Here is a 19,719-nt window from a genome sequence, read left to right as displayed (position 1 = left end):
GATTATTTAATAGTTTGAAGTCAAACTTTTAGGTTATTGGAGAGGGAAGGGAAAAAATCCACATCCCTCTCTAAAATTGTGTAAGAAATTGTTTGCTGAATTTATCAACTGTTTAATAGTAATATTACTCAAGAATAACATCACGTGAGACAAGGTTCCACTGGAGCACTTTAGCCTCGACACGCATGTAGGTCTCTTCTTTCTCGATATCCGGATTTTCCGGATTTGTCGGTTCATCCTTATCATCAGGTTTTGGCAAATACGGATCTTTAGGATCAGAAGGATCCCATGGCATACCCAATCCCTGGAAAGACTTGATTGTCAACAGATAGGTATTATTACGGCGTGTGTCAGCGTTCACAATCGACTTTCCATCAGCGGTAATAGTCTGACGGTTCCATAACGCACGATATGCACATTTTCCACTTGTATAGGTATAAGCTTTTTGGTCCGGGCTCCACTTACTTTTCTTTGCGGCTTCTTTGCTGGCATAGATAAGACCGTCATCTTCTCCCCGATAGAACGTTGTTCCTTTTGCATAATTATCCATTTTAACCAATGTTTTTCCATCATCATCAAGCTTCCATACTTCATTAGGGATATAAGTTACATAAACCTTGGCATAAGGTAGACGATAGTAACCGTAATTTTTATTTTCAGCTGTAAGCGCTTCCTTTTTTACAGAATTTTCCAAAAAATAAATACCTGCTACATTTTTAGCAGTATTAACATTTTCTGCAACGCCTTTAGCTGCATACATACCAAGATCATTCCGCTGTGGATTGTCCTTCGACAGAAGATTCCCCAAACGGATCAAATTTTCTTTAGCTGAACCTTCCGGTTCTTTGGCCGCCTTAAAATCGGTATATCCATCAATGGCTGATGCAAAGCCATCGTAAAGGCCATCGGCATCTCCAATTGTACGCTTTCCCGCATGGTTACGGAAAAGGTATGTCTTTGCGGCACCGTTGATGGCAGTATACTTGATGTCGGCAAGATCAACCGTTCCTTTTTTATCTGCGGTTGCTTCTTCCAAAGCAGCATCCTTCGCGACCAATCCTTGTGCCACGATACGCTCCACATCAAAGGAGAATACATTTTGAGCCTCACTTGTACCCGTTTTGGCAGCATCCTCGGTAATGCCGGGAACAATAGTTTTCTGCTCAGCTCTCGAAGTCATGACAAACTTGTTGTCTGTGGCGAGAGCGGCAATATTGTCTACTGCGGCAGCTGTACTACCATATGTCTGATCCGCGGCTGTTGCAATATCAGCGGAAAGGGCACCCTTGTTAAACAACAACGCCATGGCTTGAGGGCCGGAATTCGTTTTCCATGGAGCGACCTTAAATGTACCGGCTGTTTGCGTTTCCCAAAACTTGCCAGTCTCATCAGCTGTCTCTCCTAACGTCCATGCTTGTGGGCTGACATTTGAGAGAAGCTGTAAATCTGTAAGCTTACTCTCTTCCGTTCTTCCTCCGTAATCTTCCTGATTGTCATTCACTGCTCTGGTTGAGACATCCTTCATGGTGGAAATGTACATTCCCACAAATGTTGTTCCCTCACCCAGATTGTTTACCGGAGGGACATCCTCATTATTACAAGCTGTCATGCCCAGACTTAGGGCTACAACCCCTGCTAAAAATAAATTGTTTACTTTCATAACTTAAACTGTTTAGTAAATAAATAATTTAATTATTAATACATTAAATGCTTTTTTCATTCGTTAACCCCATCATACAAGTAAGGAATTTTCATTCCAAAGGTTCCATATCTTTTTTCAGCAATTCCTCCGCCTTCCGCCAGTCACCTTTCATATTGTGGGCAATTGCCATAGGATAAACAGAACGGCTGTCACTCTTTATTGTGTCCAATATCATCAGAGCCTTGTCCGCATCCTTTTCATACTTTAAAAGCGCATTGGCATAGTTAAGTGTCGCCAACGGATCAGGTGCAAACTGCTCATAAGCCTTCCTATATATATTTACCGGATTTTTTCCTTGTTCAGTATACAGTTGTGCCAGTCTACACATCTCGTACAAGCTCAGGCACCCGGGAACGGTAATAAACATTTCCTCCAGTTCGTCATCCATATAGGGACGTACATCGAAGCTCATGCGGAAGACAGTGCGGCGCAGGACAGGATAAACCGTGGATAGCAAATCAGTATAGACTTTTCCCCCATTCAGAGAACGGATAGCCGTTTCACGGGCCACATCCGTATCATGTCTCCCGATGGCAGACAAAACCTCATTCTTATAGTCCAAAGTAGATGCTTTTATGATATTTCTCAAACCTTCCCAGTCTTCGCCAGCTCCTTCTATTCTATATATGGAAGCACTCTTGAGCTGCGGATACTTGCTCAACACATGAGAGGAAAGTGCATGAGTACGGCATTCCGACAAATGTCTATTATAGCTGGATTCGCCTTCGGGAGAGGCGTACCCGGTGATGTGCACCTCACGGAGGCGAGCCCCTTTTATCCGGAGTTCCCTGGACACAAAGCTGTCCAGACGGGCCAGTTCTTCCCGGTTTTTACCGAAGCCTAGAAGAAGTTCGTGCCGTGCAGATTTAAAAGTGACCTTACAGTCAAACTCTTCCTCGTAACATTTTGTCTCCACCTTTTCAGGAATATAAAAATTATATTCGTAGTCTTCCGGTTCGAAAAGATCTATCCCGGTCACCGACATGTTCGTTTGACTCACGCCTCTGCCGCACTCAGCGCATCCGTACATCTCCTCACGGAGAGAGAGATATCCGGATGCCATCCAGCGCTCAAAAGGCAATGCTTCCCGAACAGAAATTCCAGTCCCCTTCAAATCTCCGGCCTTGCGGATATCCTTCACTGGAACTGATGTATCCGGATTACCGCCCAGAGTCTCTCTACGGATAACGGCCTTATATCTTTTCCTTCCAGATATACACAAGGGAAGGAAATCAGTCTTGATTTTGCCGTCAGAGGAGACCAAGGAAGGATAGATATAGACAATCTCCTGGGCACCCAACCGCTTGACAGATCCTGCTATATTGAAAGAGGCAGTAAACACTTTCCCGTCCGTACTACGTCCGACTTTCAGATCTGTATATTCCAGACGGGGATTCCCTCCCCTGACAACTTTATTCCCTGCTTGTCCTGCCAGTGGCAAGCAGTATACATATCCCATAACAGAGAGTATTCCTATATAATAATCTATCGGTCTCATTAATTACGTTTTTTATGTTTATATACGCGACTCGTCATTCATTTGATCATATAGACTATCGAAACTGCAAGCTTTGTAGGTCCCAGATAATCGGCTTTCCCCTTGCCTATCTTTTTCCCGCAAGAAGTACATCTGAATTTGTCATATTTAACACGTGCATAGCCCACTCCCAAAGATGCCTCCACACTGAATCTGCTGGACAGTATCCAATGATAGCCTGCACTGACACCACCACCGTAAAAATATCCCTCGTAACGGTGCCCTTTCATTTCTCTGGAATGGTTCTGAATGATAAAAGGAATATTTATACCCGCCACATTCATTTGGCCTCCGTGGATATGAATGCCCCAAAATAAGCCGTTAAATGTTTCACAAGTCCAATATCTTACCTCCGGTTGTACAAGCCAATGACTCCATTTCCTTGTCTTATAACGATTTGCCGTGGCATCATTCTCATAAAAGAAAAAATTCATACCTACCTGAGCGTCCAGAGTCCATTTCTTTCCTAGGGAGAACTCTACTGAAAGATTGGGTGTTAGCAAGGCGTCATAGGCAAGGTTGTTTTTCAACGCAACCTTTTGTGAGAAGGTCTGCAGGCTGGACAGCAGGAAGAAAAAAAAACATACTTGTTTCATATTGTCACTGATAGTTTTACTAGGAAAAACATACTTGTTTTATGATGTTAACTTTGATAATGCAAAATTATGAATATACAACCATGTTTTTGTTATGAATATTAGACATAGAATTACGCAAAACAGTCTTTTAATCCATACAATGTATGCCATTAAGACAATAATAGGGTATATACTCTTTTTCAAAATATTACCAGAAATATGGCGGGACAGTTAGCACCCACCTTACGAGGAAAAAAGGATTGAAAGTCATCCATTCCAGCGTAATGTTCATCGGTTGTATTTCTCCTTGTCCGGAATCCAGCTGTCTATCAAATCCCTATGCTTATCCATCCACTGGCGTACAGCTCTTGTCTCGGTCTCACGGGTTTCCTCTATGGTCCGCATCAAAGAGCTGATCTCGGTATCGGACAGATGGATGTTTCCCAAAAGGGCGGCAACGAACGGATGCTCCTTACTGAATCCTTTCCTGGCAATGGAATGGATTTGCTCGGCCTCCCCATAAACGTTTTTCGAATCTTCCAGCACTCTCAGACAGAAGAGATCAAACATCCAGTGCGGGGTCCATCCGGTCACAACGATCCATTCCTTCTTGTCGATAGCCTTCTTCAGCAAGGCCGTCATGGCGGGACCGCTGGAGATCATGAGCTTGTAGTCCAGACCGTATTCAGGGATGGCTTTCTCCGTGCATTTCATGATACCGGTACCCACATCAATTCCCACGATCTCTCCGGAAAACCGTCCGGTATGACCGCCCAGCTCCTCTATCATATGGACTGGGACATATTCGGGCACCACAAGACCGATACGGGCACTGTCGTATATCTGCCCGAGGATTTCCAGTTTACCATTGTATTTCCGGAAATAATCGGCATGGGTCACCGGCAGCCAGCTGTCCATGAACACGTCTGTCTTACCTCTTGCCAACGAAGTGAATATGGGAGCTATGTCCGCATTCAAAAGTTCTATTCTGTATCCTTGCTCCGAGAGAATCTCCTTGGCCAGATAGGTGACCGCTATCCCTTCGGCCCAGTTCGCATAGGCTATACGGATTTTCTTGTCAGAAATGTTACCGCATGAGAAGAATATCGTAACAGCCAACAAGACTGTGAAAAATTTCGTTTTGTTTCTCATAATCATTCTGTCTTTCATTATATGTTCTACTCCTTCTATTTTTTTCGTGCTATTCCCTGTGTGATCCGATCAAGCACGATAGCCAGTATTACAACGGCAATCCCTCCTTCGAATCCCATGCCAATCTTCATCTGCGTGATACCTTTCAATACTATTTCCCCCAAACCTCCAGCTGATATCATAGCAGCTACCACTACCATAGAGAGAGACATCATGATGGTCTGGTTGACACCGGCAAGAATAGTCGGCAACGCCAGCGGTAATTGTACCTTGTAGAGCAGCTGCCAAGAAGTGGCTCCAAAAGACCGGGCGGCCTCCACCACATTTTTCGGCACCTGGCAGATACCCAATGCGGTGAGCCTTGCTACCGGAGGCATGGCGAAAATGATCGTGGCAAAGGCTCCCGGCACCGTTCCCAGCCCGAAAAAGAGCACTGCCGGTATCAGATAGACAAAGGCCGGCATAGTCTGCATACAATCAAGTACCGGCTGCAGGACTTTGTTGCAGCGTCCGCTGCTCGCCATCCAGATCCCCAGAGGGATTCCCAGCAGCAATGCCATACCGGTGGAGGAAAGTACCAGAGCCAGGGTCTGCATGGTCTCCTCCCAGAGTCCCATCCCGTAGACGAGCGACAGCCCTAGGAGGGTGAAGCCCCCCGTCTCCCTGCCACTCTTGTATAACGCCAGGAAAGTGAGTGTTACGATGGTTATGTAAAAAGGTATCTCGAGCAGGATGCACAGTATCCCGTCAATAACGCCTTCCACTCCCAGACTCAGCAGGTCAAAAAATGATGCGCCGTGCTCGGTCAACCATTCCACGGCCATTTCTATATATTCTCCTATCTTTATCATAATTTTATTGCGTTTTGAATGATTTCATTGATTTCTTTCTTGTCTTTTCCCGTCACCTCAATAATGAGTGACGAGAGCGGTACCATCCCTTCAAACTCACGTCGCTCATTAACTACCCAGATGGGCGAGTTGGTCTTCGTCATCAAGGGAAGTATATCCTCCACCACAGTGTCACTTAATACGGAATGTACCTCTTTCTTTATCACAGAGTCTATATTCAGGATATGCTCCTTACGCAACCAGAGAAGATCTTCCAGGCGAACCTCACCTACCAGTATACCATCCGGGTCCACTACAGGCAACACGGTTGTCTTCCGTTCTCTCATCTTTCGAGTCAGAACCTCTGGCCCTTCTTTTCCCAACCTTGCCACCATAGGCTTGTCCACCATAATGGAGGCGGCAGTGACAATCCTACTGCGGTCCACATTCTCTACAAAACACCTCACATACTCATTGGCGGGGGTGGTCAGAATCTCCTCGGAAGTGCCGGTTTGCTGTATCTCCCCATCACGCATGATGGCGATACGGTCACCCAACTTGACAGCCTCCTCCAAGTCGTGTGTGATAAATACGATGGTCTTTTTCATCTTTGACTGCAAGGCCAGCAGCTCGTCCTGCATCTGTACCCGTATCAGCGGGTCCAGCGCTGAGAAGGCCTCGTCCATCAGCAGGACTTCCGGATCGTTGGCCAGAGCACGTGCCAGTCCCACTCGTTGCTGCATGCCTCCAGACAGCTCACTGACCATCAGGTCGGCATATCCGTCTAGCCCGACCAAACGCATGCTTTCTGCTGCCTTTAATTCACATTCCCTCTTCTCCACCCCTTGCAACTCAAGTCCGAAAGCGATATTTTGCAATACAGTATAATGGGGCAGCAGTCCGAAATGCTGGAATACCATCGCCAATTCCTTCCGGCGCAGGGAACGCAACCGCTCCATCGGTATTCCAGCGATGTCCTCACCGTTGATCAGAATCTCGCCGGAGGTAGGCCTATTCAACCGGTTGATACATCTGAGCAGACTTGACTTTCCGCTTCCCGAAAGTCCCATGATTACAAATATCTCACCCTCCCGGACAGAGAGGCTGGCATTGTTCACGGCAATCGTACATCCAGTCTCCTTCAATATCTCATTTTTACTCTTTCCTTTTTTCAGCATTCTGAAAGCCTTGTTTTTTTCAGAACCGAAAATCAAATACAAATTCCTGATCTCAACTTTGTTCTTATCCATAATTCTTTAAAAATAATATCCTATATTTATATTGAATTTGACACTCCAATTGTCTTCCGTCCCCCGGACAAAAGCTTCATCCTATACATCCCCCAGCCATGCGTGATTCCTTCCCACAGCATAGTCAATGTAGGAGAACACCTTTCCCATCGTCAGCGAACATCCCGTCACGTTCTCCAAGCTGTCATTGAACCCAGCAATGCGTTTGTTCAGCAAGCTAAAATCATTGTACAAGCAGATACTGTCCAAAAACAACTTGTGTATTTTAAGGTTCCACCATTGATAGTCGACGACGTAGTGTAGGGCGAAATCGGAACGGAACCCCGTCTTCCGTGTGTCCATATTATATAGCCCACCCACCAGTACCGAACCTCCGAGTTGCTGTCTTCACAAGTTTCCGAAATGATATACCACCCGGACATTGCCCTGATGCACCTCCTTATCACGTCCAGCGATGTCATAGGCATAACGGCTAGCGGACAGTTCTGTGTCTCCACCAGTTCCGGAAAAGTCAGCATTCTGGAAATAGGCGAGAGACAACTCCCACCGATTCTTGCGGAAAAAGTATTTTATCCCCCATGTCCGCATCGTTCTCGAGACCGGCATAATAGCTCAGATTAAAAAAGTAATTGTTGCCTGTATAAGGCAGGATGCCGAAAGGTACTGTTGTCAACCCCATCTGTAGCTAGTGTGATTTGTTGAAGCTATAACCTATCCAGCCCTCCCTGAGCATCCCGTCTCCCAAAGAGGCGGGATAGAAGCGGTAATCTACGGCTAAATCGAATTTCTTGTAAGAAGCGTTCACATTCAAGAGGAACACGTCGAAATCGAACTCTTCACCATGTTTCCGGTTTTCGGATTTCCAATCCGAGTAATTGCAGTTGAAACGGAGTGTGCCTCCTATCTTTAATATCGTTTTTTCCTGTGCCGCCAAAGGTGAAACGGCTATTATTGCCCCAAAGAATGGCAATAGCAAACTTTCTTTATATCGCATAAAGTTACGTTTTGACAGGGATATTTGTCCGATACCCCACAATGGTTTATAAAATGATTTCTATAAGCAGGACCTGTGTGATTTTTAAGAAGGGATGAAATTTATCCGATGCGCAAAAAAGAATTTATGTGCTAAAAAACAGTAGATTGGAGCCTGCTATTTTTGCAAATATACGAAAAACAAACGGATATACCAAATTTCATTCAAATTACTGTAAGTTCTCGAACTTAGGGCAAAACGGTCTATCCTGACAAGGTTTGCACCATACCACTTGCATCTATATTCAAGCATCACGAGGAACATCCCGAAAGATGTCCCCCCCCGACCGCTTGTGCAAGGCCATGGCTACGTTGCTTTCACATTCACGTCCTCCATGCAGACAGTGCGCACTTGGCTATCGTACGTGAGTGCATGGATGATCTTGCGAAGGTTATCTTTGCGGCAGTTGACGATATGCTCCTGCAAACGTGCCACTCTGATAAGGGTCTTATTATGGTTCGCAGAATCTTTGAATCTAAGGTACAGAACGATAGAAATTAATTATACTCTACAAATAAAACCGGCAGCATCCACTACCGGTTTTATCACTCTATTATCTTTTTACGACTTTTTATTTCGTGCAACTTTTCGTGCTGAATGCAACAAGCATCCAGACCATCTTCTCCTGCTCTTTCAAGTAGCTAGTCATCAAATCTGCTGTCACGTCATCGCCAGCTTCATTTGCCAATTCAATCACTTTTCTTTCTTCGCCAATCAGGTAGCCATATGTCCCGAGGATATGATCTACAGCTTCACTGCCACAAGAGATGTCTGACACTTCCTTCACGTTGGCAACCTTCAGGTATTCACTGAACTTATTTTCGGGCACGCCACCCAGCATCAGGATGCGCTCTGCAATTTCGTCAATCTTCTCGGCGGTATCGTCATACATACTCTCGAACTTCTCGTGCAGCACAAAGAAACTGTGTCCCTTGATGTTCCAGTGCATACCGCGCAGATTGGTGTAATGTACCTGGAAATCGGCCAACAATTGGTGCAATGCTGATGCTACACCAGCCACTTTCTTTTCATTCAAATACAAGTAATCTAAAGTTTTCATAATTCTATTGTTTTAAATATTTATACTATTTTTCTTTGGGGTATTACAAAGATAAGGGGTAAATCAAAACTTGTCAAACAGATAATTTCTATCTTTGCATAGACGAATTCTATACATAACCTTCAAATGCCTTGTTCATCATGACTTTACAACAATTGGAATACATCCTTGCCGTCAACCAGTTCCGCCACTTTGCCAAAGCAGCCGAATATTGCCGCGTAACACAGCCCACCCTCAGTGCCATGATTCAGAAACTGGAAGAGGAACTGGATACCCGGATTTTTGACCGCAGCCAGCAACCGGTATGCCCCACTCCCGTCGGTATCCTCATCATAGAACAAGCACAGAAGATATTGGTTCAAGCCAACCGTATAAAGAATATTATAGAAGAAGAAAAACATTCACTGACCGGTACCTTCAAGTTGGGCATACTTCCTACCGTGGCTCCTTACCTCCTGCCTCGCTTCTTTCCTCAACTGATGAAGAAATACCCCGACCTCGACATCCGGGTAATCGAAATGAAAACAAACGACATCAAGAAAGCCCTGCAGACGGGAGAAATAGACGCAGGTATCGTAGCGAGTCTGGCAGGTATGGAAGAGCTGCAGCAGACACCGCTGTTCTATGAACAATTCTTTGTCTACGTGTCGCGCAAAGACATCCTCTTCAACAGCGAGGTAATCCGTACTTCGGACCTGAACGGCGAACAGCTTTGGTTGCTCGACGAGGGTCATTGCTTCCGCGATCAGCTGGTGCGTTTCTGCCAGATGAAGTCGGCACGCGCCAGCCAGCTTGCCTATCACTTGGGCAGCATGGAGACTTTCATGCGCATGGTAGAAAGCGGTAAAGGTGTGACTTTCATCCCCGAACTGGCCGTTCTGCAACTGGGGGATATCCAGAAAGAACTGGTACGCCCCTTCGCCATTCCCTGCCCTACCCGGCAAATCGTGATGCTCACTAACAAGAACTTTATCCGCCATACTCTGCTGGAAGCACTGACTAAAGAGATTAAGTCCTCTATACCTAAGGAAATGCTCTCTCTGAAGGCAACCCAAGCCATTGTATAGATTTTATCTATCGGTCCATAAAACCTTTCAATCAGATTTCTTGTTCTATCGGGAAAAAATGCTATATTTTTGCAACGAGAAAAACAAAGAACTAAACCTATAAAAAAAAGAAAAATTATGGAACCGATTATCAATTCCCAACTTCCTGAATTCAAAGTTCAGGCTTTCCAAAACGGAAATTTCAAAACAGTATCCCACGAAGACGTAAAAGGCAAATGGGCCATTTTCTTCTTCTATCCGGCAGACTTTACCTTCGTATGCCCTACCGAACTGGTGGACATCGCCGAGAAATATGACCAATTCCAGGCAATGGGCGTAGAAGTATATTCTGTAAGTACAGACTCGCACTTCGTGCACAAAGCATGGCACGATGCTTCCGAAAGCATCCGCAAAATCAAGTATCCGATGCTGGCCGACCCGACCGGCGTACTGAGCCGCGCGTTCGGTGTGATGATTGAAGAAGAAGGTATGGCCTATCGCGGTACATTCCTCGTGAATCCCGAAGGTAAAATCAAGATTGCCGAAATACAAGACAACAACATCGGACGCAATGCAGACGAGTTGCTGCGCAAGGTGGAAGCTGCGCAGTTCGTAGCCACACATGACGGTGAAGTCTGCCCGGCCAAGTGGAAAAAGGGAGCCGCAACCTTGAAACCGAGCATTGACCTCGTAGGAAAGATTTAATTCCTAAACGGTGCCAAATGTGTTTCCCACTTTGGCACCGTTAGTTCCAATACGAGAAACCGACGGTACCCTCTCGTCCAACCTTAACAGCCCATATTAATCATGTTAGAAACAAGTATTTTAGATCAAGTGCGGAGCGTATTCCAGCATTTGGAAGCCCGCTATATCTTCCATATCACCTATAATCCGGAACACGAGCAAGCCCAAGAGTTCATCGGGTTCTTGAATAATGTGGCAAGTTGTTCCGAGAAGCTGTCCTGCCTATTGACCGAGACCGACAACCCAGGACTGGAATTCACGTTACTGAAAGAAGGTGTGGAGACCGGCATAAAGTTTCGGGGCATACCCAGTGGACACGAGTTCACCTCTCTCCTGCTTGCCGTACTGAATGCCGATGGAAAGGGGAAAAATCTACCGGACGAAGCCATCAGCCGCCGCATCAAGGCCCTGCAAGGCCCCGTCCGCCTGCAAACGTATGTATCACTGACCTGCACCAACTGCCCGGACGTGGTACAAGCCCTGAACATCATCACACTCCTGAATCCGCAAATCACTCATGAGATGGTGGACGGCGCCCTCTATCAGGAGGAAGTGGATGCACTGAAGATTCAAGGCGTGCCGTCTGTCTACGCCAACGGCAAACTGTTGCACGTGGGTCGGGGTTCGCTCGGCGAATTGCTGCAAAAGCTGGAACAGACCTTCGGTAGCGCTCCGCAAACGGACGAAACACCCATACAAAGAGAATTCGACGTATTGGTGCTCGGAGGCGGTCCTGCCGGAGCTTCCGCTGCCATCTACTCAGCCCGTAAAGGACTGCGGGTTGCCATCGTTGCCGAGCGTATCGGTGGGCAGGTGAAAGAGACTGTGGACATCGAAAACCTTATTTCTGTTCCACAAACTACCGGAACAGAGCTTGCCAATGCACTCCGTACCCATATAGAGCACTACCCGATAGAGATTTTCGAGGAGCGGAAGATAGAGAAGGTGGAATTGCAAGGCCGGGAGAAGAGTATCTCCGTTATAGGCGGCGAAGTGTTCACCGCACCGGCAGTGATCATTTCAACGGGTGCCAGCTGGCGCAAACTGAATGTGGAAGGCGAAGCAGAGTACATCGGACGCGGCGTAGCTTTCTGTCCGCATTGCGACGGACCATTCTATCAAGGCAAGCACGTAGCCGTCATCGGTGGAGGCAACTCAGGTATCGAGGCTGCCATCGACTTGGCAGGCATCTGCAAGAAAGTAACCATATTCGAGTTTGCCGATACGCTGAAAGCCGACCAAGTGTTGCAGGAGAAAGCCCGAAATCTGCCAAATGTGGAAATCTTCACCTCGTCGCAGACCACAAAAGTCGATGGAAACGGGGAAAATGTAACTTCCATCCGCATCAAAGACCGTCTTACCGGCGAGGAACGCGACTATCCCTTGGATGGTATCTTCGTGCAAATCGGTCTGGCAGCCAACAGTGCCCCATTCCGCGACAGCTTGGAAACGACTCCGGCAGGGGAAATCAAAATCGATACTTTCTGCCGTACGACACTTCGGGGAGTATATGCCGCAGGAGATGTGTCAAATGTTCCTTATAAGCAGATAGTCATCGCTATGGGCGAAGGGGCTAAAGCGGCGCTTTCAGCATTCGATGACCGTATCCGCGGAGTTATTTAGGAAATATCACCCATAAAGAAGCATAGGCAGGGAAGCACACGTTAAGGATTGGCAATCTTCAGCTCTTGAATCAGATTACCTGCCTTTCCATATTTCTCAATCATGAACAACATGTAACGCACATCCACCCCGATGGTGCGCTGCATCTTCGGTTCATAAAGGATGTCGCTGCTCATAGCTTCCCAGTTACCATCGAAGGCAAGTCCCAGAAGCTCTCCTCTGGCATTGAACATGGCACTGCCGGAATTGCCTCCCGTAATGTCGTTGTTGGAAATGAAGCAAACGCTCATTTCACCCTTTTCATCGGCATATCTGCCAAAGTCACCGGAGGAAAGGAGGGATACCAATTCGGGCTGTACTTCAAAATCCACATCGCCTGCATGGGCTCTGACTTTCTCCAGAATGCCCATCGTGGTGGTATAATAATCATATTTCACTCCGTCGGACGGAGCATAGCCGCACACAGTGCCAAAACTCAAGCGCATGGTGGAGTTGGCATCGGGATAGAAGTTACGGGATGCGTACATCCGCCGCACGGCAGCATTGAACAAGCGCTCATTCCGCTCGATTTCACCGGAGGCCTGCTGGACCTCCATGTTCATCTCGAATAGTTTTGTAATCAGATCAATACCCAGACTGATGGCAGGGTCGTTATATATCTGATAGGTGGTGTCCTGCTCCAAGAAGCGCTTCAATCCACGGGGCGTGGTCAGCTCCGAACGGGCATAAAGGCTGTCTACGTAGGTACGCTCGTTGCCTCCGTATTCTGTTGCAATTGTCTGGTAGAGCTCGGGAAGGTAGGTCGAATCCACTTGGGAACGGTATTCTTTCAGCAGTGCCGCGAACACTTCCTTGTCAATGCCCAAGTCCAGATTGGCATACTTCTCAACGATGGCTTTCAGATTGGCAACCACCGTTTTCTCTTCGCCCTCAAAGTCGAAATTAAGGATGGACAAAGCAAGCTGTATCAGCTCCGGGCCGTTCAGGAAAGACTCGGCAAAGTAAGCCCTGGCGCGATAAGCTTCGCGGCGGCTCTTGTAGTTCAACTCCAAATCAGTGAAAAGGTGCAGCAAGTGTTCCCGTTCCTTTGGGGTCTGCTGTATCCATCGGCGGAGTTCGGTTTCCAAGGCACGCTTTTTATCCAGCACATGCAACTTTTTAATGGTACGGTTCACCCCTATGCTGTTCTTCCAGTAATTGGAGCTTTCGTCATATTTGGAAGCATACTTGATACGGATGCTGTCGCGGCTATCCATTTCACGCTTCCAGATGGCCTGCTTCACACCACGGACATCTATCTGCGCCTGGTTGGTGGTAGTCATCATCTCTTCGATGCCGAAAGAGGAGAGGTAGCGTTCCGTGCTGCCCGGATAGCCCAGCGTCATACAGAAGGAACCTTCACGGTAGCCGTCAAGGGAAATCGGGGCTACATATTCGGGACGGTAGGGAACATTGTCGGGAGAATAATCGGCAGGGCGGTTATGCTTATCGGCATAGATACGGAATACGGAGAAATCACCGGTATGGCGCGGCCATTCCCAGTTGTCAGTGTCCCAGCCGAACTTGCCTACCGAGGAAGGCGGTGCAAACACCAGACGCACGTCATTGTAATCGCGATAAACGGAAAGCCAGAACTCGTTGCCTCCATAGTAAGCATCCACAATGCCTACCAACGTGGAGTCCTTGCGGGAAACTTCTTCGCCGATAACCAGCATCACCGAATCGACCGCACTCGTACGCCCCGCCTCATCCATATCCGGCTTTACCGCCCCAAGCACGCGGCGGGTCACGTCTTCCTGACGTAAAAGGAAACGTACATAAAGTTCCGGATTAGGAAGCTCCTCACTAAGATTATGTGCCACAAAACCATCCTTCAGATAGTCGTGCTCCACAGACGAATGCTGCTGTATGCTGCTGAAACCGCAATGATGATTGGTAAACACCAGCCCGTCCCCGGACACCACCACCCCGGAACAAAAGCCTCCGAAGCTGACTACCGCATCCTTCAGCGACGGGCGTTTCGTATTGTATAGCTTATTAACAGGCATCTGCAAACCCAGCTCTTTCATGGTCCGGCGTGTCTGCTTGTTCAGGTTTCCCAGCATCCACATCCCTTCATCCGCTTGTCCCGGCAGAGAGAGGAGGAAGCAGACGGCTATCAGTATAAATCTTAATTTCATGCCAAATAAGTATATTTCTACCCCCTCGGGGGATGTTGTCATTCCGTAATCAGCCTCAATTGCTTGGCTCCCGTACGTGCCTTGAGCCATTCGGCAATCTTTTCCTTCTCGTGAGCAGCCGGGTGTTTGCCGAACTTCAATACGGCAAGGGTCACTGTATCCACCCGTACCGAATCTACCGTCAGTTCAATCGCATGAGATATTGAGACTGTCTTCACCGATGGATAGAGCACCTTCAACTCGGGAATAATCTTTTTGCCCAATTCATCGAAGGTTTTATATCTTTCCAGATTCTGTTCAAGAGTTTCAATCTGCTGTTTCTGCTCCACCAAGCGCTGCTCGCTGTTCTTGTAGAAATCTTCCATCACCATGGCACGGATGGAAGAAATATCCACCGCTTCGTTGTTCATGCCCTGAAGCACAATCAGCTTGGTGTTATCGAGCTTATAGTCCTTCATCTTACTGCGGGCAATGGCAATGGAAGCTTCGGGCACCTCCTGCCCTATCAACACTACACGTATTTCATGACCCTTGCCGTCATGGTGAATCTTCTTGTCCAATACCTGCGTATTCTCAAAGGAGAGTTGCTCGTTGACAAAGCGGTTGGCGGCACTTTCAAAGAAGGTATCCTGAATGATTCCTACCGTCAGATACACAGCAGGGCACATGGTCAGCACTGCAATCAGGATGATGTATTTGCGCACTTTCTTCTCCCTATTCTTGTCTACAAACTCCTTACGCTGGAAGTGCATCACACGCACCCCTACAAAAGTGGCGAGACTGATAAACACGGAATTGATAAAATAAAGGTAGAATGCGCCGAGGAAGTAAATCAGATTGCCCGTTGCCAGCCCGTAACCTGCCGTACAGAGAGGTGGCATCAGCGCCGTGGCAATGGCAACGCCGGGAATCACATTTCCTTTCTCTTTGGTAGAAAGCGCAGTCACACCTGCCAAGCCGCCCATCAAGGCGATGAATACATCATAAATAGTGGGCGATGTACGTGCCAGCAATTCCGACTGCCCTTCGGCAACGGGGCTGACCAGAAAAAATATGGTAGCCGTAGTCACACTGAACAAAGTGGTTATCAGGAAGCTCTTCAATGAACGTTTCATCAGTTCAAAGTCATTCAGTCCCACGGAAAGCCCCACACCCATAATAGGTCCCATCAGCGGTGAGATGAGCATGGCACCGATAATCACAGCGGTGGAGTTCACATTCAGCCCCAACGAAGCCATGAATATGGCGAATATCAGAATCCAAAGATTGGCTCCCTTGAATTCCACTCCCTTACGGATGGAGTCTACAGTTTCCAGTTCATTGTCCTTGTCTTTACGCAAATCAAGATACTCTTTCAGAAAGGTCTTGACGGCAAAGGAGTTTCTTTTATCAGAATCCATAATATTTACGATTTGACGATTTACGATTGAATTTACTGTTTCCTTATCAGTTTGTTGATGACGGGGATACTGCCGAGAGGCATATCACGCCACACGATGTAGACCACAAAGACCAGCAACAATATAGTTCGGTATGCCATACGCAGGTAGATATTATCTATCGGGACATACTCTGCTGCCAGGTAGAGAACTGCCGCAAGTAATACATAGCCGCCAATGGCTTTCAGGTCATACTGAATGGGATACTTCTTCTGCCCCACGAAGTAAGACAGCAGCATGGCGATGCCGTAACCGCAGAAGCCTGCCCAGGCACAAGCCATATAGCTGTATCGGGGAATCAGAAGTATGTTCATCACTACCAGTACCGTGCAACCTATCAGGGAGAAATAAGCGCCCCAACGCGTCTCGTCAATCAGCTTGTACCAGAAAGAAAGATTGAAGTAGATACCCATAAAGATTTCGGCAGCCATCACGATGGGCACTACCCGCAACCCCGGCCAGTAGTCGCGACCTATAATATGGCGCAGGATGTCCAGATAGAACATGACAGCGAGGAATGCCAGCAGTGTGAAGATGATGAAGAACTTCATGGCTTGCGCATACATCTGCTTGTTGTCCTTGTCCCGGCTCTTCCCGAAGACAAAAGGCTCGTATGCATAGCGGAAGGCTTGTGTAAGCATCGCCATCACCATGGCAATCTTGCTGGCAGCCCCATAAATGCCCAACTGTACGGAAGCTTCCGCCTCATCCGGATAGACAAAAGGAAAAATAATCTTATCCGCCACCTGATTCAGGATACCTGCCAAGCCGAGTACCAGCAACGGCAGACAATAAGCAAGCATCCGCTTCAGCAGTTTTCTGTCCAGCACGTAGGAAAACCCACGCAACTCCGGAATCATGCAAAGCATGATGGTAGAGGTACATATCAGATTGAAAAGGAAGGCATAGCCCACGTCATCCCCTTTCATCCCTACATAATAGAGCAGATTCAGTGCAATGTTCAGGAAGATGAACAGCAGTTTGAGTGCCGCAAACTTAATGGGACGCTTCTTGTAGCGCAAATAAGCGAAAGGAATGCTTTGAATAGCATCCATCGCCACCACAATCATCATCATGCCCACGTACCAGGGATGGTCACCATACTCCAGCCATCCGGCAATGGGGTTGAGGAACAGCAATCCCAATGCAAGAAAGGTAAGCGCCCCCACACTCACACTGAGCAATGTCGTGGAGTACACCCGCATCGGGTCATCCTCTCCTTTATTGGCAAAGCGGAAGAAACCGGTCTCCATGCCGCACGTCAACAACACCAGCATGAGCGCCACCCACGCATATACATTCGTCACTACGCCATAGCCTCCGCTCTGTGCGGACATCGCCATGGTATATACGGGCACCAGCAGGTAATTGAGGAAACGCCCCACAATGCTGCTCAACCCATAAATGGCAGTTTCTTTTGCCAATGATTTTAATCCGGCCACTTCTTTAATGGTTGTTATGAACACAAAGGCACGGAGGCACAGAGTTTTTTAGGATAAGAGGAAAGAGAGACTTTATGTCTCCGCATCTCTGTATTCGTTTTCTTAAAATGAATCACTCGTCGCCAAACAAGGTACGCTGGCTACTATAGAGGCTTCGCCCCAGATGCTTGTAGGCAAGCTCCGTCACTTCACGCCCACGGGGAGTGCGTTTCAGGAAACCTTCTTTTATCAGGAACGGTTCATAGACTTCCTCTATCGTACCTGCATCTTCGCCCAAAGCAGTGGCGATGGTAGTCAATCCCACCGGACCGCCTTTGAACTTGTCGATGATGGTACAGAGTATCTTATTGTCTATCTCGTCCAGACCATACTTGTCGATATTCAGAGCCTCAAGGGCAAACTGTGCGATTTCCGTGTCAATGCTCCCCGAACCTTTCACCTGGGCAAAATCGCGTACACGCCGCAGCAATGCATTGGCAATACGCGGTGTGCCACGGCTGCGGCTCGCAATCTCGGCGGCAGCCCTTACGGAGCAAGGCACATCGAGAATGCCGGACGAACGACGTATAATGCCGCTCAACACATCATCATCGTAATATTCCAGATGCAGGTTGATGCCGAAACGGGCACGCAACGGAGCTGTCAGCAGACCGCTGCGAGTGGTGGCTCCCACCAGCGTGAAAGGATTCAAGTCAATCTGTATGCTTCGGGCAGAAGGACCTTTGTCTATCATGATATCAATGCGGTAGTCCTCCATGGCCGAGTACAGATACTCCTCCACTACGGGGCTCAACCGGTGTATTTCGTCGATGAAAAGTACATCGTTCGGCTCCAGGCTGGTAAGCACTCCCGCCAAATCTCCCGGCTTGTCGAGTACCGGACCGGAAGTTATCTTGAAACCTACGCCCAGTTCGTTGGCTATGATATTGCTAAGTGTCGTTTTTCCCAATCCGGGAGGGCCGTGAAGCAACACATGGTCCAGCGCCTCGCCACGCAGGCGGGCAGCTTTCACAAATATGCGCAGATTGTCCACCACCTTGTCCTGCCCGCTGAAATCCTCAAAATTCAACGGACGGAGAGCGTTCTCGAAATCACGTTCTCGGCTGGTGACGGGCTGCTGGTTGCGTATATCAAAATCTTCTTGTTCCATTCCAGATTCCTTTGTTTTCTGCAAAATAACTAATTTATTTTGAGATAAGCGATAGAAGGAATGATAAAACACTGCCTCTCGTCCATCAACGCTTCATGAACTCCTTCCGCTCCTCGTCCGAAAACTTCTCTATCGCATAGCGCAACATGGTACGGGGCATCGTCCTGCAATGCTTCTCCAAGAATTGCACCAGCAAGTCCTTGTCCCGCTTACCCATCTCCCGGAGCATCCATCCTACCGCCTTTTGCATCAAGTCATGCTTATGATGGAGCAGCCGTTCCGAAAGGGCTAATATATCGATGAAATCACCATTTTTGATAAGAGTATAGGTAGATACCACGGCAATGCGCTGGTCCCAAAGCAGCGGACTATCCGCCAGCCGGTAGAGGTCCTTGCGAGGTTTGTCTTTCAGATATTCGCCCACAATGCCGGGGGCAGACAAATCGACCAAATCCCAATTATTGATACGGCCCGTTTGCGAAAGGTAAAAGTCATAAATCTCCTTTTTCCCCTTTTCATCGCTCTTTTTGAACCGCTCCACCAACATCAGCAAGGCACAAAGGCGACACTCGTGCCATTCACTCTGAAGCAAGGCTGCCATCACCCCGAAAGGTTCGTGCTTGTGCTGTTTTGCCACCTGCCGAGTGTTCGGCACAACTACTCCCAGAAACTTATCCCCCTCGCCATACTGCCCCTTTCCGGTCTTGAAGAAACGGGGAAGATACTCCCTTTTCACCGGGTCGATATACGCCTCCAATTCCTGCTGAATCTGTGCCGAGATGCACGCCACTTCTTCTGCCGAAAGCACACGTTCGCACAAAACGGTTTCCACTGCTTCATTCTTCTTTTTCATCCTTCTCTCATTTGATTTACACGGATTTGAATTCATCCGCCAACGGACAAAAATACGACATTTATATCGGAACTATGGAAAGTTATCTTTAATTTTGCCA

At 47.6% G+C, this 19,719-nt stretch carries 16 protein-coding genes and 1 pseudogene; 3 read left to right on the top strand and 14 right to left on the bottom strand.

Annotated features, from left to right (window positions below; translation table 11 throughout):
- Nucleotides 1-124: 124 nt before the first annotated feature.
- The 9 genes and pseudogenes from JXR92_RS04740 to JXR92_RS04695 form a co-directional block, all read right to left on the bottom strand.
- Entirely contained in the window at nt 125-1,660 is a 1,536-nt protein-coding gene (locus tag JXR92_RS04740) for an Mfa1 family fimbria major subunit (protein WP_138345201.1), read from the bottom strand.
- 91 nt (nt 1,661-1,751) lie between these two features.
- Nucleotides 1,752-3,200, bottom strand: coding sequence for a hypothetical protein (locus JXR92_RS04735; protein ID WP_138345203.1), 1,449 nt, complete (start codon nt 3,198-3,200; stop codon nt 1,752-1,754).
- Nucleotides 3,201-3,238: 38 nt separating this feature from the next.
- Entirely contained in the window at nt 3,239-3,835 is a 597-nt protein-coding gene (locus JXR92_RS04730) for a DUF3575 domain-containing protein (protein WP_131225679.1), read from the bottom strand.
- Between the two features lie 270 nt (nt 3,836-4,105).
- Complete coding sequence (locus JXR92_RS04725) at nt 4,106-4,969, bottom strand: glycine betaine ABC transporter substrate-binding protein (RefSeq protein WP_138345205.1); 864 nt, start codon at nt 4,967-4,969, stop codon at nt 4,106-4,108.
- 35 nt (nt 4,970-5,004) lie between these two features.
- Entirely contained in the window at nt 5,005-5,820 is an 816-nt protein-coding gene (locus JXR92_RS04720; protein WP_117599872.1) for an ABC transporter permease, read from the bottom strand.
- Nucleotides 5,817-7,049, bottom strand: coding sequence for a quaternary amine ABC transporter ATP-binding protein (locus JXR92_RS04715; protein ID WP_138345207.1), 1,233 nt, complete (start codon nt 7,047-7,049; stop codon nt 5,817-5,819). Before JXR92_RS04715 ends, JXR92_RS04720 begins: the two co-directional genes overlap by 4 nt.
- 6 nt (nt 7,050-7,055) lie before the next feature.
- Nucleotides 7,056-8,043, bottom strand: a pseudogene (locus tag JXR92_RS17545) (hypothetical protein).
- Nucleotides 8,044-8,199: 156 nt separating this feature from the next.
- On the bottom strand, nt 8,200-8,346 hold the full coding sequence (locus tag JXR92_RS17610) for a zinc ribbon domain-containing protein (protein ID WP_419867046.1): 147 nt from the start codon (nt 8,344-8,346) through the stop codon (nt 8,200-8,202).
- A gap of 307 nt (nt 8,347-8,653) precedes the next feature.
- Nucleotides 8,654-9,142 carry a Dps family protein gene (locus JXR92_RS04695; protein WP_117599874.1) on the bottom strand — a complete coding sequence of 163 codons (489 nt, stop codon included), beginning with the start codon at nt 9,140-9,142 and terminating at the stop codon, nt 8,654-8,656.
- 140 nt (nt 9,143-9,282) lie between these two features.
- Between JXR92_RS04695 and JXR92_RS04690 the strand changes: the two genes are divergently transcribed.
- The 3 genes from JXR92_RS04690 to ahpF all read left to right on the top strand — a co-directional run bounded on the left by JXR92_RS04690 (nt 9,283) and on the right by ahpF (nt 12,555).
- Nucleotides 9,283-10,209 carry a hydrogen peroxide-inducible genes activator gene (locus tag JXR92_RS04690; protein ID WP_131225677.1) on the top strand — a complete coding sequence of 309 codons (927 nt, stop codon included), beginning with the start codon at nt 9,283-9,285 and terminating at the stop codon, nt 10,207-10,209.
- 117 nt (nt 10,210-10,326) lie between these two features.
- Nucleotides 10,327-10,893: an alkyl hydroperoxide reductase subunit C gene (gene ahpC / locus JXR92_RS04685; protein ID WP_117599875.1), complete on the top strand. Its 567-nt coding sequence runs from the start codon at nt 10,327-10,329 to the stop codon at nt 10,891-10,893.
- Between the two features lie 102 nt (nt 10,894-10,995).
- Nucleotides 10,996-12,555, top strand: coding sequence for an alkyl hydroperoxide reductase subunit F (gene ahpF, locus JXR92_RS04680; protein WP_117599876.1), 1,560 nt, complete (start codon nt 10,996-10,998; stop codon nt 12,553-12,555).
- A gap of 41 nt (nt 12,556-12,596) precedes the next feature.
- Here the strand turns inward: ahpF and JXR92_RS04675 are convergent, their stop codons facing one another.
- From JXR92_RS04675 to JXR92_RS04655, 5 genes are all read right to left on the bottom strand, one after another.
- Nucleotides 12,597-14,735, bottom strand: coding sequence for a S46 family peptidase (locus JXR92_RS04675; RefSeq protein ID WP_138345209.1), 2,139 nt, complete (start codon nt 14,733-14,735; stop codon nt 12,597-12,599).
- 38 nt (nt 14,736-14,773) lie between these two features.
- Nucleotides 14,774-16,135, bottom strand: a complete 1,362-nt coding sequence (locus JXR92_RS04670) for a TIGR00341 family protein (protein ID WP_117599877.1) — start codon at nt 16,133-16,135, stop codon at nt 14,774-14,776.
- A gap of 32 nt (nt 16,136-16,167) precedes the next feature.
- On the bottom strand, nt 16,168-17,616 hold the full coding sequence (locus JXR92_RS04665; protein ID WP_117599878.1) for a lipopolysaccharide biosynthesis protein: 1,449 nt from the start codon (nt 17,614-17,616) through the stop codon (nt 16,168-16,170).
- A 112-nt stretch (nt 17,617-17,728) separates the two neighbouring features.
- Nucleotides 17,729-18,766 (bottom strand): Holliday junction branch migration DNA helicase RuvB, encoded by a 1,038-nt coding sequence (ruvB, locus tag JXR92_RS04660; protein WP_034525480.1) that lies wholly within the window; start codon nt 18,764-18,766, stop codon nt 17,729-17,731.
- A gap of 85 nt (nt 18,767-18,851) precedes the next feature.
- Nucleotides 18,852-19,619, bottom strand: coding sequence for a DNA alkylation repair protein (locus JXR92_RS04655; protein WP_138345221.1), 768 nt, complete (start codon nt 19,617-19,619; stop codon nt 18,852-18,854).
- Nucleotides 19,620-19,719 lie beyond the last annotated feature (100 nt).

This window comes from Bacteroides parvus (assembly GCF_017309675.2).
Lineage (GTDB): Bacteria > Bacteroidota > Bacteroidia > Bacteroidales > Bacteroidaceae > Bacteroides > Bacteroides uniformis.
This window is presented reverse-complemented; position numbering and strand designations above follow the sequence as displayed.